We start from the raw sequence: 18,297 nt of genomic DNA on the forward strand, positions 1-18,297 counted from the left end.
CGCGCCCCGGCCCGTTCACGGCACCCGCACGGCCGTACGCTGTTCAGCCTGACGCGTCCGTATATCGGTGCCGCTTCCATGAAGTTGCCTGTGTGTTAACGAAGTTGATGGCGCTTTGTGCGGCTATGCGGTCACCAGGCCGTGCTCCGGCGGGGGTTCCTCGGGCGGCACCGCCTGCCGCTCCTCGGCGAAATGGCAGGCCGAGTCGTGCGCCGCGGGCCCGCCGGCGGGCCGGAACCAGGCGGGTACCGCCAGCGCCGGCACCTCCACCGCGCACCGCTCCCGCGCCTTCCAGCAGCGGGTGCGGAAGCGGCAGCCGGAGGGGATGTCGGCCGGGGACGGCACATCGCCGGCGAGGATGATCCGCTCGCGGCGCCCCCGGGCCTCCGGGTCGGGCACGGGGACCGCCGACAGCAGCGCCTGGGTGTAGGGGTGCGTGGGATGTTCGTAGATCTCGGTGTCGGTGCCGGTCTCCACGATCCGCCCCAGGTACATGACGGCGACCCGGTCCGAGATGTGCCGCACGATCGACAGGTCGTGCGCGATGAAGACGTAGGAGAGGTCGAACTCGGCCTGCAGCCGCTCCATCAGGTTGACCACCTGCGCCTGCACCGACACGTCCAGCGCGGAGACCGGCTCGTCGGCGACGATGATCTCGGGGCGCAGCGCCAGCCCCCGGGCGATGCCGATGCGCTGGCGCTGGCCGCCGGAGAACTGGTGCGGGTAGCGGTCGACGTGCTCGGGGTTGAGGCCGACGACGTCCAGCAACTCCCGGACCCGGCGCCGCCGGTCGCCCTTCGGCGCGGCCTCCGGATGGATCTCGAACGGCTCCTGGACGATGTCGCCCACCGTCATCCGCGGGTTGAGGGAGGTGTACGGGTCCTGGAACACCATCTGGATGTTGCGCCGCACCGCCTTCAGAGCCCGGCCCGACAGCCGGGTGATGTCCTCGCCCCGGAACCTGACCGAACCGGCCGTCGGCCGCTCCAGGTTGCACAGCAGACGGGCCACCGTGGACTTGCCGCAGCCGGACTCCCCGACGATGCCGAGGGTCTCCCCCCGGCCCAGTTCGAAGTCGACGCCGTCGACCGCCCGGACCGCGCCGACCTGCTTCTTGAAGAGGATGCCCCGGGTCAGCGGATAGTGCTTGACCAGCCCGCTGACCTCCAGGATCGGCTCAGCCATGCAGGCACTCCCTCCAGAAGTGGCAGGCGCTCCCCCGCGTCCCGGCCGCGGCCCCGCCCTCGTCCACCGGGTACAGCGGCGGCACGTCCGTGCGGCACACGTCCCGGGCCATCGGGCAGCGCGGATGGAAGGCGCATCCGGGCGGGATGTGCGTGAGACTGGGCGGCAGGCCCTTGATGGCGTACAGCTCCCGCCCCTTGAGGTCCAGGCGCGGGACGGAGTCCAGCAGGCCCCGCGTGTAGGGGTGGGCGGGCGCCTTGTAGAGGTCGTGGACCGGCGCCGACTCCACGATCCGGCCCGCGTACATCACCGCGATCCGGTCGGCGACGTCGGCGACCACGCCCAGGTCGTGGGTGATCAGGACGAGCCCCATGCGGTACTCGCGCCGCAACTCCGCGAGCAGGTCCATCACCTGGGCCTGCACGGTCACGTCGAGCGCGGTGGTCGGCTCGTCGGCGATGATCAGCTCCGGCTCCAGCGCCATGGCCATGGCGATCATGATGCGCTGGCGCATACCGCCGGAGAACTGGTGCGGGTAGTCGCGCACCCGCTGGGCGGCGGCCGGGATGCGCACCCGGTCCATCAGCTCCACGGCCCGCGCCCGCGCGTCCCCGCGGGACGTCCCGCGGTGCACGACGAACATCTCGGCGAGCTGGTCGCCCACGGTGAGCACGGGATTGAGGGCGGACAGCGCGTCCTGGAAGATCATCGCCATCCGCGCGCCCCGGATCCGGCGCCGCTCCTCCTCCTTCAGCCGCAGCACGTCCCGGCCCTGGAAGAGGATCTCACCCCCGGTGATCCGCCCCGGCGGGGTGTCGAGGATGCCCATGACGGCCTGCGCCGTCACGGACTTGCCCGAGCCGGACTCCCCGAGCACGGCGAGCGTCTCCCCGGCGTCCACCTGGAACGAGACCCCGTTGACGGCGTGCGCGATCCCGTCCCGGGTACGGAACTCCACGTGCAGGTCCCGCACTTCGAGCAGCACGGCGGCTCACCTCAGTTTCGGGTCGAGGGCGTCGCGCACCGCGTCGCCGAGCATGATGAACGCGAGCACGGTCACCGCCAGCGCGCCGGAGGGCCACAGCAGCGCGTGCGGGGCGTTGCGGACGTAGGGCGAGGCGGCGGAGATGTCGATGCCCCAGGACACGCTCGGCGGCTTCAGCCCGACACCCAGGTACGACAGGGTCGCCTCGAGGGCGATGTACGTGCCGAGCGCGATGGTCGCCACCACGATCACCGGTGCCACCGCGTTGGGCGCGATGTGCCGCAGCAGGATGCGGGCGGGTGAGGCGCCCAGGGCGCGGGCGGCCTGGACGTAGTCCTGCTGCCGCGCGGTGATGACCGAGCCGCGCGCGATCCGGGAGATCTGCGGCCAGCCGAGCAACACCATGAAGCCGATCACGGGCCAGACGGTGTTGCTGCTCACCACCGACAGCAGCACCAGGCCGCCGAGGACGACGGGGATCGCGAAGAAGACGTCGGTCGCCCGGGACAGGAACCCGTCCCAGGCCCCGCCGAAGAAACCCGCGAGGCCGCCCAGCACCGACCCGAGGAGCGTGACGCCGAGCGTGGCGCACATGCCGACCGTGACGGACGCGCGGGCGCCGTGGACGGTGCGGGTGTACACGTCGCAGCCCTGGCCGTCGAAGCCGAACGGATGGCCGGGCTGGGAGCCCTCCTGCGCCTTGGCCAGATCGCACTGGAGGGGGTTGCCGGGGGCGATCAGGGACGGCCACAGGGAGATGACGACCAGGAAGCAGATCACCAGCGCCGAGACGACGAAGACCGGGTTGCGGCGCAGGTCGTGCCAGGCGTCGGACCACAGGCTGCGCGGCCTGCCCCGCCGTTCCGGCCCGCCCCGGCCCCGCGGGGGCCCCTCCAGGGTCGTCGCCTCGCCGGCCGCGAGGTCCATCGCGCCGCCCATGCCGGTCCCGGCGATGGCGCCCTCGGGCGGGTGGGGCTGCTCAGGCATAGCGGATCCTCGGGTCGAGTACGGCGTAGAGCAGGTCGACGAGGAGGTTGGCGATCAGGAAGACCAGGACGAGGACCGTCACGAAGCCGACCACGGTCTGGGTGTTCTGGCGGAGGATGCCCTGGTAGAGCTGGTAGCCCACGCCGTGGATGTTGAAGATGCGCTCGGTGACGATCGCGCCGCCCATCAGCGCGCCGATGTCGGCGCCGATGAAGGTGACGACGGGGATGAGCGAGTTGCGCAGCAGGTGCCGGCCCACGACCCGGCGCCGTGGCAGGCCCTTGGCGATCGCCGTGCGGACGTAGTCGGACCGGCGGTTCTCCGCGAGGGAGGTGCGGGTCAGCCGGGTGACGTAGGCCAGGGAGACGGAGGCGAGGACCAGGCCGGGCACGATCAGCTCGCCGAACGTCGCCTGCGGGGAGACCGACGGTTTGATCCAGCCCCACTGGACGCCGAGCAGGAGCTGGAGCAGCAGCCCGGTGACGAAGGTGGGGACGGAGATGACCACGAGGGTGAGCACGAGGACGGAGGTGTCGAGGGGCGTTCCGCGCCGCAGCCCGGTGAGGACGCCCAGGACGATGCCGATGACGATCTCGAAGAGGATCGCGACCACGGTCAGCCGGACGGTGACCGGGAACGAGGCCGCCATCAGCTCGGTCACCGGCTGGCCGTTGAAGGCCGTCCCGAAGTCGCCGGTGAAGACGTTCCCCATGTAGGTCGCGTACTGCTGCCACAGCGGCTGGTCGAGGCCGAACTCCCGCCTCAGCTGGGCGGCCGTCGCCGGGTCGCACTGCCGCTCGCCGCACAGGCCCGCGACGGGGTCGCCCATCACGTTCACCATCACGAAGATGAGCAGCGTCGCCCCGACGAACACCGGGATCATCTGCAGCAGGCGCCTGATCACATAGCGTCCCACGGCCGCTCAGCCGACCTTGATCTCGTCGTAGACCGGGACGCTGAAGGGGTTGAGCGCCACGTTCGACAGCCGCTGCGAGTAGCCCGCGCTGCCGTTCTGGTACCAGAGCGGGATCGCCGCCATGTTGTCCCGGACCACACCCTCGGCCTGCTGGAAGAGTTGGACGGCCTTCGCCCGGTCGGTCTCGGCGTTGGCCCGGTCGACGAGGCGGTCGAAGTCCTTGTTCGACCACTGGCCGTCGTTGGAGGAGGCGCCCGTGTAGTACAGCGGCTGGAGGAAGTTCTGGATGAGCGGGTAGTCCATCTGCCAGCCGGCCCGGAACGGGCCCGCCATCTTGTGCCGGCCGATCTGGTTGCGGAAGTCGGCGAAGGTGCCGATCGGATTGCCCACGCAGGCCTTGTCGTTGCCGAGGGCGTTGTTGATGGAGTTGCACACGGCGTCCACCCACTGCTTGTGCGAGCCCGTGTCGGCGTTGTACGTGATCTTCACCTGGCCGCCGGGGATGCCGCCGCCCTCCCGGACCAGCTCCCTGGCCCGCGCGGGGTCGTAGTCGCAGGCGCTTCCGCACAGACCGGCCTTGTAGCCGCCGTCCGTTCCGAGCACCGGCGAGGTCCAGTCGGTGGCCGGGGTGCGGGTGTCGCGGAAGAGGGTCTCGGTGATCTGCCTGCGGTTGATGGCCATGGACAGGCCCGTGCGCACCTTCCTGGCCCCGCCGGTGTCCCACCTCTTGTCGTAGTAGGGGAAGGCCAGCGTCTGGAGAATCCCGGCCGGGGTGTTGATGTAGCGGCCGTCCAGGTCGGTCCTGACGTTCTTGAGCTGGGTGGCGGGCACGTCGTCGACGAGGTCGAGATTGCCGGCCAGCACGTCGGTGTACGCGGTGTTGCTGTCGGTGTAGACCATGAGGGTCACGCCGTCGTTGCGGGCCTTGTCGTCGCCGGGGTAGGCGCCCCACTTGCGCAGGGCCATCGCGGAGCCCTTGGTGTACGACTCGATCCGGTACGGCCCGTTGCCGACCGGCTTGCTCACCCAGGCCGCGTGGTCGGTGAAGAACGCCTTGGGCAGCGGGGCGAAGGCCGGGTAGCCGAGGGTGTCCGGGAAGGTGGAGAACTTCTGGCCCAGCCGGACGGTGAAGGTTCTCGGGCCGGTGACCTTCAGCCCGGAGAGGGTGTCGGCGCGCTGCGCGCCGCTCTCGGGGTGGACCTTTTCGTAGCCCTCGATGTAGCCGAAGAAGTACGCGTTCTTCTGGTTGTTCCGCAGGCTCGCGCCGTAGTTCCAGGCGTCCACGAAGGAGCGGGCTGTGACCGGCTCGCCGTTGCTGAACCTCCAGCCGTCCTTGACGGTGATGGTGAAGTTCCGCGAGTCGTGGGTCTCGATCCTCTCGGCGAGCATGTTCTCGGCCTTGCCGGTCCTCGGGTCGTACCGCTTCAGCCCGCGGAAGATCATGTCGAGGACCTTGCCGCCCTGCACCTCGTTGGTGTTGGCGGGCTCCAGCGGGTTCTGCGGGTCGCCCCAGGACGAGGTGAGCACTCCGGCGCCGCCGCCGACGCCGACACCGGTCCCGCAGGCGGCGGGCGCGAGCACCGCGGCCACCGCGCACGCGGTCCATCGGGCGTGCCGGGCTCCGCGCATGGGGTGCCTCCTCGGGAGTGCGCTGTGCCGCCTGCGCCGGGGCGCGGAGAGGTCCCACACATATCAGCACATAAGCCTCACATCGCCCCCGTGCCTCGCGGGCCGGCGCCGGACACCAACCGGATGGACGCACCCGGCAGGAGCGCGCCCGTCAGCCGCCTGAGGCCCAGGTGAAAGCCGGGAAAACGCCGGTTCCCGGCACCTGGGTCAGGTGCCGGGAACCGGGGTGGTCACCGCGAGGAGGCGCGGGTCAGGCCGCGTGGACGACGTCCTTCTCCTCGGCGAAGTGGCAGGCCGACTCGTGGGCCGCCGGGGTGTCCTCGCCCTTGAAACGCTCGGGGATCGCGAGCAGCGGGACCTCCTCGGCGCACTTGTCCTGGGCCTTCCAGCAGCGGGTGCGGAAGCGGCAGCCCGAGGGCGGGTTGGCCGGGGACGGCACGTCGCCGGTGAGGATGATCCGCTCGCGGTGCTCGCGGGCCTCCGGGTCCGGGACCGGGACCGCCGACAGCAGCGCCTGGGTGTAGGGGTGCGTCGGGTGGTCGTAGATCTGCTCGTCGGTGCCGATCTCGGCCATCTTGCCGAGGTACATCACGCCCACGCGGTCGGAGATGTGCCGGACGATCGACAGGTCGTGCGCGATGAAGATGTAGGACAGGTTGAACTCGTCCTGCAACCCCTCCATCAGGTTGATGACCTGCGCCTGGACCGACACGTCCAGCGCGGACACCGGCTCGTCGCAGATGATGACCTCGGGGTTGAGCGCGAGGCCGCGGGCGATGCCGATGCGCTGCCGCTGACCGCCGGAGAACTGGTGCGGGTAGCGGTTGATGTACTCCGGGTTGAGGCCGACGACGTCCAGCAGCTCCTGCACCTTGCGGCGCCGGTCGCCCTTGGGGGCCACCTCCGGGTGGATGTCGAAGGGCTCGCCGATGATGTCGCCCACCGTCATCCGCGGGTTGAGCGAGGTGTACGGGTCCTGGAACACCATCTGGATGTTGCGGCGCACGGCCTTCAGGGCGCGTCCGGACAGCGTGGTGATGTCCTGGCCCTTGTAGAAGATCTCGCCGGCGGTCGCCTGCTCCAGGTTCATCAGGAGCTTGGCCACCGTCGACTTGCCGCAGCCGGACTCGCCCACGATGCCCAGGGTCTCGCCCTGGTACAGGTCGAAGGAGATGCCGTCGACGGCCTTGACCGCGCCGATGTGCTTCTTGAACAGGATGCCCTGGGTCAGCGGGAAGTGCTTGACCAGGTTGCGCACCTGCAGGATCGGCTCGCCGCGCTCCACGGGGGCCTCGATGGCGGCGACCGCCTCCGCCTCGGAGTGCGCGTCGACGACGTCCACGTCGGAGACGTTCGGCGTGGCGTCGGCCGGCACGTCCTTCTTGCTCAGCTCAGCCATGGAGCGTCTCCTTCCGGAAGTGGCACGCCGAGGCGCGGCCCACCAGCTCGGTGCCGTCCTGCTCCGTGACCGGCAGCAGAGCCGGGATCTCCGTGCGGCAGATGTCCTGGGCCATCGGGCAGCGGGGGTTGAAGGCGCAACCCGTCGGGATGCGCAGCAGGTTGGGCGGCAGACCCTTGATCGCGTACAGCTCCTGGCCCTTCTGGTCCAGGCGCGGGATCGAGTCCAGCAGACCCCTCGTGTACGGGTGCGCCGGGCGCTTGTACAGCTCGTGGACCGGGGCACGCTCCACGATCCGGCCGGCGTACATCACCGCGATCTTGTCCGCGACGTCGGCGACGACGCCGAGGTCGTGGGTGATGAGGATCAGGCCCATGTTGAACTCGCGCTGGAGATCCGCGAGCAGGTCCATCACCTGGGCCTGGACCGTCACGTCGAGCGCGGTGGTGGGCTCGTCGGCGATGATCAGGTCCGGTTCCAGGGCGAGCGCCATCGCGATCATGATGCGCTGGCGCATACCGCCGGAGAACTGGTGCGGGTAGTCGTTGACGCGGGCCGCGGCCGCCGGGATCTTCACCCGGTCCATCAGCTCGATGGCCCTGGCCTTGGCCTCCTTCTTGGACAGGCCCTGGTGGACCCGGAACATCTCGCCGAGCTGGTAGCCCACGGTCAGCACCGGGTTCAGCGAGCTGAGCGCGTCCTGGAAGATCATGGCGATCCGGCGGCCGCGGATCTTGCGGCGCTCCTCGGGGGACATGGTGAGCATGTCCTGGCCGCGGAAGAGGATCTCGCCCTGGGGGATCTTCGCCGGCGGCATGTCGAGGATGCCCATGACGGCCTGCGCGGTGACGGACTTGCCGGAGCCGGACTCGCCGAGCACGGCGAGCGTCTCCCCCGCGTTCACGCTGTAGTTGACACCGTTGACGGCCCTGACGATCCCGTCACGGGTGTGGAACTCGACGTGCAGGTCGCGGACTTCGAGCAGTGGCCCGCCGTCCGCCCCGTCGTCGCGGGGCGATGGCACAGGAGCGACTTCTTCGATGGTGGTCACGTACGCCTCCCTCAGCGCGTCTTCGGGTCGAGGGCGTTGCGTACGGCCTCACCGAGCATGATGAACGCCAGCACCGTGATGCTGAGCATGATCGACGGGTAGAGCATGATGTACTGCGCGACCCGGATCGAGTTGCCGCCGTCGGAGATGTCGTTGCCCCACGACACGCCGTTCAGGCCGAGGCCGAGGAACGACAGCGTCGCCTCGGCGCCGATGTAGACGCCCAGCGAGATGGTGGCGACGACGATCACCGGGGCCACCGCGTTGGGCAGCACGTGGCGGAAGAGGATGCGGTTCGTTCCCGCGCCCAGCGCCTTGGCGGCCTGCACGTAGTCCGTCGACTTGACGGTGATGACCGAGCCGCGCATCACGCGGGCAGTCTGCGTCCAGCCGAGGAAGGCCAGGGCGCCGATCACGACCGTGATCGAGCGCTCGGTGAAGGAGTTCAGCATCACCATCGTGCCGAGCAGGAACGGGATGCCGAAGAACATGTCCGTCACACGCGACAGAACGGCGTCGAGCCAGCCGCCGAAGTAGCCGGCGAGCATGCCGATCAGACCGCCGAGAATCGTCACCACCAGGGTGGTGCCGGCGCCGACGAGAAGCGAGGCGCGGGTGCCGTAGATGGCGCGGGCGAACACGCTGCGGCCCTGGGCGTCGTAGCCCAGCCAGTCGGCCGCGAACACATTGCCGTAGTGCGGCTGCTGCAGGTAGTGCGCGGCCAGGTCCTTGTTGTTCGGATCGGCGCTGGTGAACAGACTGGGCCAGGCGGCCATCACCAGCAGCAGCAGGATCAGCACCGCGGAGACGATGAACACCCAGTTGCTGCGCAGGTCCCGCCAGGCGTCGCCCCACAGGCTGCGGGTCTTCTCCGGCTTGGGCTCGGGCAGTTTGGCGCCCGCGGCGGCGCTCGGGGCCGCCGTGGCGGCCTCGTCGGCGGAAGTGGTCAGCTCAGGCATAACGGATCCTCGGGTCCAGGACCGCGTAGAGCAGGTCGACGATCAGGCTGGTGACGAGGTAGACGAGGACGAGGATGGTGACCAGGCCGACCAGCGTGGTGCCCTCGCGACGCACGATCGAGTCGGCGATCGTGCCGCCGACGCCGTGGATGTTGAAGATGCTCTCGGTCACGATCGCGCCGCCCATCAGGGCGCCGAGGTCGGTGCCCAGGAAGGTGACGACGGGGATGAGCGAGTTGCGCATCAGGTGCACGCCGACCACGCGGCGCCGCGGCAGGCCCTTGGCGATGGCCGTGCGCATGTAGTCGGCCCGCAGGTTCTCCGCGACGGAGGTGCGGGTCAGCCGGGCCACATAGGCCAGCGAGGCGCTGGCCAGCACGATGGCCGGCAGCATCAACTGGCTGATCTGGGTGTCGTCGTTCACCGAGGGCTCCAGCAGGCCGAGCTGGAAGGCGAACACCGTCTGCAGGATGTAGCCGAGCACGAAGACCGGCACCGAGATCAGCAGGAGCGTCACGAAGAGAACGACGGTGTCGACGGCCTTGCCCGCGCGCATGCCCGAGAGGACACCGAGCACGATGCCGAGCGCGGCCTCGATGACGAAGGCCAGGCCGGCCAGGCGCAGCGTCACCGGGAAGGCCTCACCGAGGATGTCGGTGACCGGGCGGCCGCTGGCGACCTGCGTCCCGAAGTCGAAGTGCAGAACGATGTTCTGCATGTAGTCCCAGTACTGGACCAGGACGGGCTTGTCGAGGCCGTACTGGTGCCGCAGCGAGGCCAGTACCGCCGGACTCGTTCCCTTGTCACCGAAGAGCCCTCGCACGGGATCGCCGGGCAGGGCGTAGACCATCAAGAAAATCAGCAGGGTGGTCCCGATGAAGACCGGGATCATCTGGAGCAGTCGTCGTGCGACATAGCGCCCCATGGTGCCTCCATGTCAGTCACAGCGAGGGCCCCCTTCGCCGCGTACGAACGACTCCCCCGAGTCGGTTTTTCGTACGTACACCGGCGAAAAGGGCCCCCCGGCCTGTCCGGCCGACGCCGTGCCGCACCCGGGAACCGGGTGCGGCACGGCGTTCGCTGATCGTCAGCGGTTACTTCTTGACCTGAACGCCGGTCAGGATCGGGTCGCCGTCCTGGGCGTACTTCACGCCGGACACCTTCTCCGAGAAGCCCGCGTTGACCTTGTAGTACCAGAGCGGGATGCTCGGCATGTAGTTCGGGAGCTTCTTCTCGATCTCCTGGTACAGCTTCTCCGACTCGTCCAGCGACTTGGCGGCGTCGGCCTTGGCGATCAGGCCGTCGATCTCCTTGTTGGAGAAGCCGCCCTGGTTGCCGTCGGACTTGCTGCCGTACAGGTCACGGATGAAGTTGGCGTTGAACGGGTAGTCGAGCACCCAGCCGGAGCGGTAGAGCGACTTGACTTCCTTGTTGTCGCGGGCGTTGAGGTCCGCCTGGAAGTCGGCCTTGGAGTCGCCCGTGCACTGCACGCCGGTGGCCTTGGTGATGGAGCCGCAGACGGCCTCCACCCACTCCTTGTGACCGCCGTCGGCGTTGTACTGGATGGAGATCTTGTTGCCCGGGACGCCGCCGCCGGCCTTGATGAGCTCCTTGGCCTTGGCCGGGTCGTACTTGGTGATGTCGCCCGCGGCGTTCGGCTGGTAGCCGAGAACGCCCTTGGCGACCCAGCCGGTGGCGGGCTCACGGGTGCCCTGCAGCACGGTCTTGGTGATGGTGTCCCGGTCGATACCCATCGACAGGCCCTGCAGGACCTTGGGGTCGATGCCCTTCCACTGCTTGGTGTAGAAGGCCACGGCGATGGTCTGGATGCCCGAGTACGCCTGGTCCACCGCACGGTCGCCGAGGTCGGCCTTGTAGACGGGCAGGTCGCGCGGGGCGATCTGGCGCATCACGTCCAGGTTGCCGGACTTCAGGTCCTGGTAGGCGGTCTCCAGCTTGGCGTAGTTCTTGAAGAGAACGCCGCCGTTCTTGGCCTTGTTCGGACCCTGGTAGCCGTCGTAGCGGGCGACCTCGATCTGCTTCTTGTGCTGCCAGCTGACGAACTTGTACGGGCCGTTGCCGATCGGGTGCTCGCCCGCGGCCTTCGGGTCCTTGTAGAAGGACTCGGGCAGCGGCGAGAAGACCTCGTAGCCCAGCTTGTAGACGAAGTAGGGCAGGGACTTGCTGAGCGTGATGGTGAAGGTGTTGTCGTCGACGACCTTGAGACCGGACATCTCGGTGGCCTTCGGCTTGCCCTTGGCGGGGGCGACCTCGTCGTAGCCCTGGATGTCCGCGAACCAGAAGCTGTTGGTCTGCTTGTTCGCCGGGTTCGCGGCCCAGTTCCAGGCCTTGACGTAGGACTGGGCGGTCACCGGGGTGCCGTCGTGGAACTTCCAGCCCGGCTTCAGCTTGACCGTGAAGGTCTTGCTGTCCTTGGTGTCCACCGACTGAGCGTTCATCATGACGATCTTGCCGCTGGCGTCGTAGTCCACCAGACCGGTGAACAGGGCACGCGTGACGATGCTGCCGTTGGACTCCATGGTGTTCGCCGGCTGCAGCGGGTTCTGCGGCTCGCCGACCTCGATCGAGAACTTGCCGTTCGGGTCGACCGCAGCATTGCCCTCGCTGCCCTTGTCGCTGCCACCACCACAGGCGGTCGCTCCCAGCGCCACAACCGCGGCTATCGCCACCCACTTGGCACTCTTGGCACCGCGCATGGGTTCCTCCTCATGAGTCCTTTAGTTCACCGCAAGACTGGGCACACGACATTCCACCGACACGTGATCCGGAGAAAGTCAGGTGCCCTGCACGCTCGCCGTCGCCCACTGCAAAGGGTGATGCGCTCATCCGAGCTCTACGCGCCTAACTATCTGCTATCGACCATTCGGCCGACCACACCCATTAGGTCTCGGTTCGATCACACCTGACGCCTACTTCTTCCGAAAAACGGACAAAGGGTTTGGCGAAAGATCCCTGCGAAACGGACTTGTTACACATCTAGCGGTTCCGAGTGTCCGCATAGCGGACGGTTGACGGGAAAAAACCTGTTGCGGTTTACGGTTGTCCCGAGTGGGGTTCCTTCGGCATGCCCACATTGCGATGCGCACCGTGCACCTGCCGTCCCGCCCCCGTCAACGGCCTCCCGGACAAAGGCTGTTGAATCCAGCCTCCGGTTGATGTGTTCTGGGTGCATGTGCCGAGCAGGGTAGTGCGAACCAGCCGCTCCGGATCGATTCCGCGCCAAGGTGAAGGGTTTTCCCTACCCTCGCCTTTCGTCACGCAGCGCGACATCGCGCCGAACGCGAGGGCCGGGCACCCCGCCCTCGCGGGGTGCCCGGCCCTGTCGCGTGTGCGAAGCCGGCGCGTCAGCCGTGCTCGGCTCGTCAGCCGTGCTCGGCTCGTCAGCCGTGCTTGGCGCGGCTCGCGGCGCGGGCGCGCTCGCGGGCGTCCAGGTTCACCTTGCGGATGCGGACCGCCTCCGGGGTCACCTCGACGCACTCGTCGTCCCGGCAGAACTCCAGCGACTGCTCCAGGGAGAGCTTGCGCGGCGGCACGATCGACTCGGCCACGTCGGCCGTCGACGACCGCATGTTGGTGAGCTTCTTCTCCTTGGTGATGTTGACGTCCATGTCGTCGGAGCGGGAGTTCTCACCGACGATCATGCCCTCGTACACCTCGGTGCCCGGCTCGACGAAGAGCACGCCACGCTCCTGGAGGTTGGTCATCGCGAACGCGGTGACCGCACCGGCGCGGTCGGCGACCAGCGAGCCGTTGTTGCGGGTCTGCAGCGTGCCGAACCACGGCTCGAAGCCCTCGTGGATGGAGTGGCCGATACCGGTGCCGCGGGTCTGGGTCAGGAACTCGGTGCGGAAGCCGATCAGACCGCGGGAGGGGACCACGAACTCCATGCGGACCCAGCCGGAGCCGTGGTTCGACATGTTGTCCATACGGCCCTTGCGCACACCCATGAGCTGGGTCACGGCGCCCATGTGCTCCTCGGGCACGTCGATCGTCATGCGCTCGACCGGCTCGTAGACCTTGCCGTCGACGTCCTTGGTGACGACCTGCGGCTTGCCGACGGTCAGCTCGTAGCCCTCGCGGCGCATGGTCTCGACGAGGATGGCCAGCGCCAGCTCGCCGCGGCCCTGGACCTCCCAGGCGTCCGGGCGCTCGGTCTCGAGGACGCGCAGCGAGACGTTGCCGATCAGCTCGCGGTCCAGGCGGTCCTTCACCTGGCGGGCGGTGACCTTGCGGTCCTTGACGGCCGCCTTCGCGTCGGCGCCCTTGCCGGTGCCGCCGCGGCCGACCAGCGGCGAGGTGTTGGTGCCGATGGTCATGGAGATCGCGGGCTCGTCGACCGTGATCAGGGGCAGCGCGACCGGGTTCTCCGGGTCGGCGAGGGTCTCGCCGATCATGATGTCGGGGATGCCGGCGACGGCGCAGATGTCACCGGGGCCGGCCTTCTCGGCCGGCTTGCGGGTGAGCGCCTCGGTCATCATCAGCTCGCTGATGCGGACGTTGCTGATCGTGCCGTCGCGCTTGATCCACGCGACCGTCTGGCCCTTGCGCAGCTCGCCGTGCTCGACGCGGAGCAGCGCGATGCGGCCGAGGAAGTTGTCGGCGTCCAGGTTGGTGACGTGGGCCTGGAGCGGGGCCTCCTCCTCGTAGGTCGGGGCCGGGATGTGCTCCAGGATGGTGGAGAAGAACGGCTCCAGGCTGGTGGAGTCGGACGGGACGGTGCCGTTGTCCGGCTTGGTCAGCGAGGCGATGCCGTCACGGCCGCAGGCGTAGACGATCGGGAACTCGATCTGCTCCTCGTCGGCGTCCAGGTCGAGGAAGAGGTCGTAGGTCTCGTTTACGACCTCGTCGATCCTGGAGTCCGGGCGGTCCGTCTTGTTGATGCACAGGATGACGGGCAGGCGCTGCTGGAGCGCCTTGCGCAGCACGAAGCGGGTCTGCGGCAGCGGGCCCTCGGAGGCGTCCACGAGCAGCACGACGCCGTCGACCATCGACAGACCGCGCTCGACCTCGCCGCCGAAGTCGGCGTGGCCGGGGGTGTCGATGATGTTGATCGTGATGGGCTCCCCGCCGTCCTTGGGGTGATACTTCACCGCCGTGTTCTTGGCGAGGATCGTGATGCCCTTCTCACGCTCCAGGTCGTTCGAGTCCATCATGCGGTCGTCGACCGAGTCGAGCTGGTGGGCGGCGAAGGCACCGGCCTGCTTCAGCATGCCGTCGACGATGGTCGTCTTGCCGTGGTCGACGTGGGCGACGATGGCGACGTTACGGATGTCGTGACGCGTAGCAGTCACAGCCATATTGCGGCGTACTCCCGGAGTGTGAGGAAGGCCTGCGCGTACATCGGTGTTACGCGGACCCTGCCGGGCTGAACATGCCACGGCCTCACCCCATGGTACGGGCCCCGGCCGGAGGCGGCCCTCGCGGCCCGTGCCGCGGGGCCCGGCCGGGGCCCTCGGGGCCCCTCGGCGTGCGCCGCACACCCTCGGCGCGGGGGCCGGCGCCTCAGTTCCCGGCCGGGGATCCGGCCTTCGGGACGGCGCCCTTCTTCAGGAAGCCCATGTCCTCGTAGACCGGGGTCCGGAAGCCGAAGGCGCCGATGTTGGCGAGGTTCCCGCGGACGGCGACGAGCTGGGGGCGCTGGTAGAGGGGGATGGAGCCGGCCGCCGCCCAGATGCGGGCGTCGGCCCTGCGGACCAGGGCGCGCATCTCGTCCTCGTCCAGGGTGGCGACGGCCTGGTCGAAGAGCTGGTCGACCTGGTCGGTGCCGACGCGGGTGTAGTTCTGCTGGACGTTCAGGGAGCCGTCGGCGGCCGGCACCGGCTTGGCGTAGATCGGGCGGGCGTCGGTCGCCGGGAAGGCGGACGCGGGCCACGAGTACAGCGCCAGGTCGTACTGGCCGGCGGCGATGTGGTCCTTGAAGTAGCTCTCGTCCGGGACCTTGGTGATCTCGGTGCTGATGCCGACCTTGCCGAGCATGGCGGAGATCCGGTCGGCGACCTTGCGCAGGGTGTCGGAGCCCGGCCCGGCGGGGAGCACGAAGCGGAGCGTGAGCGGCTTGCCGTCCTTGGCCAGCGGCCCGGGGGCGCCGCCCGCCGGGGCCGCGGTGCCACGGGGGGCCACGGTGCCACGGGGGGCGTAGGCGCCGGGCGCTCCGCCCCGCTTCAGGTGCTCCTTGGCGTACTGCCGGCCGTCCTGCGCGAACTGCCGGGCGCCGCCGCCCTCCCCCGCGTGTCCGTCCTCGCTCTCCAGGGGGCCCTGCCGGTCCCGGGCGGGCGCTTCACGGTCCTTGTGGTCGCCGTCCCTGTTCCTGTCGGCCGGGTCGCCCGCCTTGTGGTCCTCGACGTTGTCGTTCCGGCCGACGATGTACGTGCCGTCGTCGCCGCCCGGGGACCGTTCCCCGGCGGGCCGGCCCGTGGCGCCGGCCGCCTTCTCGCCCTTCTTCTCCTTCTTCACCGGGCCGGGCACCCAGCCGGCGTCCGCGAGCAGCGCCCGCGCCTGGGCGGTGTCCTGCCCGCCGAGCGCGTCGCTGTTGTCGGCGTAGGCGTCCTGGCCGGACAGGGCGAGGTGGCTGCCGACCGGGACCGCGGGCAGCCCCAGCGGTTTCAGGACCAGCCCGGCGAGCTGCCCGCGGTCGAGGGCCCGCGCCACCGCGTGCCGCACCCGCTCGTCGGCGAGGGGGCCGTCGGCGCCGTTCAGGGCGAGCTGGGTGTAGGCGGGCTCCAGCGACTTGCGCAGCCGCACCTCGCGCAGCGCCTGGGCGGCGGTGCGGCCGGCGACCGGGCCCGGCAAGGGGGATCCGCCGCGGGCCCTCGCGGCGGAGGCAATGCTGGCAGCGTCGCCGGGGTCGACCTCGGCGACGTCCACCGTGCCGGCGGCGAGCGCGGACACGCGCTGGTCGCGGGGCACGGCGTGCAGCACGATCCCGGACAGCTTGGCCGGGTGGCCCCACCAGCGCGGGTTGCGGGCGAGGACGACGTCCTTGTTCTTGGTGTCGATCCGCTGGACGGTGAACGGGCCGGCGGTGACCTGGAGCTTCTTGCGCGCCCCGTCGTTGAAGGTGTCCGGGGTGCCGGTGACGTCCTTCGGGTACAGCGGCGAGAACAGCGACTTCCAGTCGGCGTAGGGCCGGCTGAAGGTGACCTTGACCTCCAGGTCGCTCGCGCCGCGCTCGACCTTCTCGATGCGGTCGTACCCGGCGTTGCGGGCGGTCCAGTAGGCGGTGTCCTTGCCGGACAGGGCGCGCCACTGGGCGGCGAAGTCGGCGGCGCCGATCTCCCGGCCGTCGCTCCAGACCGCCTGCTGGTTGAGCCGGTAGACGACGACCTGCCTGGGCTCGGTCTCCACGATCCGGGCGGTCTCCAGATACGCGGGGTCGAGCTGCGGCCCCCCGTTCGCGTCGAGGCGGAACATGGCGGGCAGGACGGCCTGGGCCACGCGGGTGGTTCCCGCGTCGGCATCCGCCTGGAAGGTGTTCAGCGTCTGCGGCACCGCGTCCACGGCCCAGCGCAGGGTTCCTCCGTCGGCGACCAGGTTCCGGGCGGCGGACCCGATGTCCTGCCCGGCCAGCGGCTTGCTGCGCTTTTCGTCGGAGCCGCAGCCGGCGAGGAGGGGCACCGCGAGGGCCCCAGCGGCCAGGAAGGCGAGCGCACGCGTGAGAGCGCGGGGTCCGACACCGTCGTGGGACATCTGTGCTACCTCCGAGGAGAGCCGCTCCCGCCGGTGGACACGGGTGGGTTCTGATCACGTTTGGCGGTATTTTGGTGCTGATCAGATCTATGGCCCCACTGAAGAGGAAAGGCTTCACCTGCCGAGGGCGACACGTCGACGGGAGGCCGCAAGCTCACCCGTGCGGAGGAACCACGCCCCCGGCGCACGCAGAGCGCGTGCGGGCGCGCGCGAGGGGTGTGCAATCCGCCAATCGCTGCACATGCCTTCCCACCGACCGGTGTGACGCGCAACACTCGCAGGCGCATGAACGTTGCCGCTTGGGCCCCGACGGCCCGTGGAAGTGAGGTCACGTCATGTCCGTGCACGACGACCTGACGTCGGTCCAGCGCACCCTCGACGAGCTGCTGCGGTCGGTGGGCCGACTGGAACAGCAGCTGGGCGGCGGTCTGGAGATGCGCCGCGTGCGCGCCGACGCCGACCACCTGCGCGAGAGCGTCGCCCTGCTGCGCGAGGTCTCCGAAGGCCCCGCCGCGGCTAAGCGGCCCGCGCTCGTCACCATCTCCGACGCGCCCTACGACATCTCCCTGTGGACGGACTCGGACGACGAGGGACTCGGCGCCCGCGACCGCCACGCCCCCTGACCCGACCGGAGTCCTCGACTTGGCCACTGGTACGGAACCCCCCGACACCGACCCCCATCCGCACCGCGGCGGCGTCCGGTCCCCGGCGCGCGCCGCGATCGACGCCCCGCACCTGAGGACCGACCGCTGGTGGCTGGCACCCGCCGCCACCGCGGCCGGCCTGCTCGCGTTCATCGTGTACTCGACATGGCGGGCCTTCGCCGACGCGGACTACTACGCGGCGCCGTACGTCTCGCCGTTCTACTCGCCGTGCCTGGCGAGCAACTGCGCCACCATGCACGCGGGCCCCAACGCGGACCTCTTCGGAAGCTGGTGGGCGCTCTCCCCGGCGATCATCATCCTGATCTTCCCGCTGGGCTTCCGCCTGACCTGCTACTACTACCGCAAGGCCTACTACCGGGGCTTCTGGGCGTCCCCGCCGGCCTGCGCGGTCGCCGAGCCGCACCGGACGTACACCGGCGAGACGCGCTTCCCGCTGATCCTGCAGAACGTCCACCGGTACTTCTTCTACGCGGCGATCCTGGTCGCCGGCGTGCTGACCTACGACACCGTGCTGTCCTTCCGCGACGAGCACCACGCGTGGGGCCACATGGGCCTCGGCACGGTGGTCTTCCTGGTCAACATCGTGCTGATCTGGTCGTACACCCTCTCCTGCCACTCCTGCCGGCACATCGTGGGCGGCAAGCTCAAGCACTTCTCCCGGCACCCGGTGCGCTACCGGATGTGGCGGTTCGTCGGCCGGCTCAACGCCCGCCACATGCAGCTCGCCTGGGCGTCGCTGCTGAGCGTGGCGGTCGCCGACTTCTACGTGTACCTGCTCGCGTCCGGCGTCTTCGACGATCCGCGCTTCTTCTGA

At 69.5% G+C, this 18,297-nt stretch carries 14 protein-coding genes; 2 read left to right on the forward strand and 12 right to left on the reverse strand.

Annotated elements, in window-relative coordinates; all coding sequences use genetic code 11:
- Positions 1-123 precede the first annotated feature (123 nt).
- The 12 genes from ACIQ9G_RS11780 to ACIQ9G_RS11835 form a co-directional block, all read right to left on the reverse strand.
- Positions 124-1,185, reverse strand: coding sequence for an ABC transporter ATP-binding protein (locus ACIQ9G_RS11780; protein WP_403608316.1), 1,062 nt, complete (start codon positions 1,183-1,185; stop codon positions 124-126).
- Positions 1,178-2,170: an ABC transporter ATP-binding protein gene (locus ACIQ9G_RS11785; protein WP_403608317.1), complete on the reverse strand. Its 993-nt coding sequence runs from the start codon at positions 2,168-2,170 to the stop codon at positions 1,178-1,180. The genes ACIQ9G_RS11780 and ACIQ9G_RS11785 overlap by 8 nt, the downstream gene beginning before the upstream one ends.
- 6 nt (positions 2,171-2,176) lie before the next feature.
- Positions 2,177-3,157: an ABC transporter permease gene (locus tag ACIQ9G_RS11790; RefSeq protein ID WP_403608318.1), complete on the reverse strand. Its 981-nt coding sequence runs from the start codon at positions 3,155-3,157 to the stop codon at positions 2,177-2,179.
- Positions 3,150-4,073: an ABC transporter permease gene (locus tag ACIQ9G_RS11795; RefSeq protein WP_403608319.1), complete on the reverse strand. Its 924-nt coding sequence runs from the start codon at positions 4,071-4,073 to the stop codon at positions 3,150-3,152. The genes ACIQ9G_RS11790 and ACIQ9G_RS11795 overlap by 8 nt, the downstream gene beginning before the upstream one ends.
- A gap of 6 nt (positions 4,074-4,079) precedes the next feature.
- A complete protein-coding gene (locus tag ACIQ9G_RS11800) occupies positions 4,080-5,702 on the reverse strand; it encodes an ABC transporter substrate-binding protein (RefSeq protein WP_403608320.1) in 1,623 nt (540 codons plus the stop codon).
- 250 nt (positions 5,703-5,952) lie between these two features.
- Entirely contained in the window at positions 5,953-7,101 is a 1,149-nt protein-coding gene (locus ACIQ9G_RS11805; protein ID WP_403608321.1) for an ABC transporter ATP-binding protein, read from the reverse strand.
- Entirely contained in the window at positions 7,094-8,152 is a 1,059-nt protein-coding gene (locus ACIQ9G_RS11810) for an ABC transporter ATP-binding protein (protein WP_403608322.1), read from the reverse strand. The genes ACIQ9G_RS11805 and ACIQ9G_RS11810 overlap by 8 nt, the downstream gene beginning before the upstream one ends.
- 11 nt (positions 8,153-8,163) lie before the next feature.
- Positions 8,164-9,111, reverse strand: a complete 948-nt coding sequence (locus ACIQ9G_RS11815) for an ABC transporter permease (protein WP_403608323.1) — start codon at positions 9,109-9,111, stop codon at positions 8,164-8,166.
- Positions 9,104-10,036 carry an ABC transporter permease gene (locus ACIQ9G_RS11820; RefSeq protein ID WP_403608324.1) on the reverse strand — a complete coding sequence of 311 codons (933 nt, stop codon included), beginning with the start codon at positions 10,034-10,036 and terminating at the stop codon, positions 9,104-9,106. The genes ACIQ9G_RS11815 and ACIQ9G_RS11820 overlap by 8 nt, the downstream gene beginning before the upstream one ends.
- A 169-nt stretch (positions 10,037-10,205) precedes the next feature.
- Positions 10,206-11,828, reverse strand: coding sequence for an ABC transporter substrate-binding protein (locus ACIQ9G_RS11825; protein WP_403608325.1), 1,623 nt, complete (start codon positions 11,826-11,828; stop codon positions 10,206-10,208).
- Between the two features lie 684 nt (positions 11,829-12,512).
- The gene (gene typA, locus ACIQ9G_RS11830; protein ID WP_403608326.1) at positions 12,513-14,429 is read right to left on the reverse strand and encodes a translational GTPase TypA; all 1,917 of its coding nucleotides are present in this window, start codon (positions 14,427-14,429) and stop codon (positions 12,513-12,515) included.
- A 205-nt stretch (positions 14,430-14,634) separates the two neighbouring features.
- On the reverse strand, positions 14,635-16,818 hold the full coding sequence (locus tag ACIQ9G_RS11835; RefSeq protein ID WP_403608327.1) for an ABC transporter family substrate-binding protein: 2,184 nt from the start codon (positions 16,816-16,818) through the stop codon (positions 14,635-14,637).
- 335 nt (positions 16,819-17,153) lie between these two features.
- Between ACIQ9G_RS11835 and ACIQ9G_RS11840 the strand changes: the two genes are divergently transcribed.
- Positions 17,154-17,441: a hypothetical protein gene (locus ACIQ9G_RS11840; protein WP_403608328.1), complete on the forward strand. Its 288-nt coding sequence runs from the start codon at positions 17,154-17,156 to the stop codon at positions 17,439-17,441.
- Between the two features lie 19 nt (positions 17,442-17,460).
- The gene (locus tag ACIQ9G_RS11845; RefSeq protein ID WP_403608329.1) at positions 17,461-18,297 is read left to right on the forward strand and encodes a hypothetical protein; all 837 of its coding nucleotides are present in this window, start codon (positions 17,461-17,463) and stop codon (positions 18,295-18,297) included.

The organism is Streptomyces sp. NPDC096152, assembly GCF_044763235.1.
Lineage (GTDB): Bacteria > Actinomycetota > Actinomycetes > Streptomycetales > Streptomycetaceae > Streptomyces.

Coding starts and splice junctions, on each gene's coding strand:
- ACIQ9G_RS11805 (WP_403608321.1), bottom strand. CDS start 7,101: ATGGCTGAGCTGAGCAAGAAGGACGTGCCGGCCGACGCCACGCCGAAC.
- ACIQ9G_RS11815 (WP_403608323.1), bottom strand. CDS start 9,111: ATGCCTGAGCTGACCACTTCCGCCGACGAGGCCGCCACGGCGGCCCCG.
- ACIQ9G_RS11800 (WP_403608320.1), bottom strand. CDS start 5,702: ATGCGCGGAGCCCGGCACGCCCGATGGACCGCGTGCGCGGTGGCCGCG.
- ACIQ9G_RS11780 (WP_403608316.1), bottom strand. CDS start 1,185: ATGGCTGAGCCGATCCTGGAGGTCAGCGGGCTGGTCAAGCACTATCCG.
- ACIQ9G_RS11840 (WP_403608328.1), top strand. CDS start 17,154: ATGTCCGTGCACGACGACCTGACGTCGGTCCAGCGCACCCTCGACGAG.
- ACIQ9G_RS11835 (WP_403608327.1), bottom strand. CDS start 16,818: ATGTCCCACGACGGTGTCGGACCCCGCGCTCTCACGCGTGCGCTCGCC.
- typA (WP_403608326.1), bottom strand. CDS start 14,429: ATGGCTGTGACTGCTACGCGTCACGACATCCGTAACGTCGCCATCGTC.
- ACIQ9G_RS11820 (WP_403608324.1), bottom strand. CDS start 10,036: ATGGGGCGCTATGTCGCACGACGACTGCTCCAGATGATCCCGGTCTTC.
- ACIQ9G_RS11790 (WP_403608318.1), bottom strand. CDS start 3,157: ATGCCTGAGCAGCCCCACCCGCCCGAGGGCGCCATCGCCGGGACCGGC.
- ACIQ9G_RS11825 (WP_403608325.1), bottom strand. CDS start 11,828: ATGCGCGGTGCCAAGAGTGCCAAGTGGGTGGCGATAGCCGCGGTTGTG.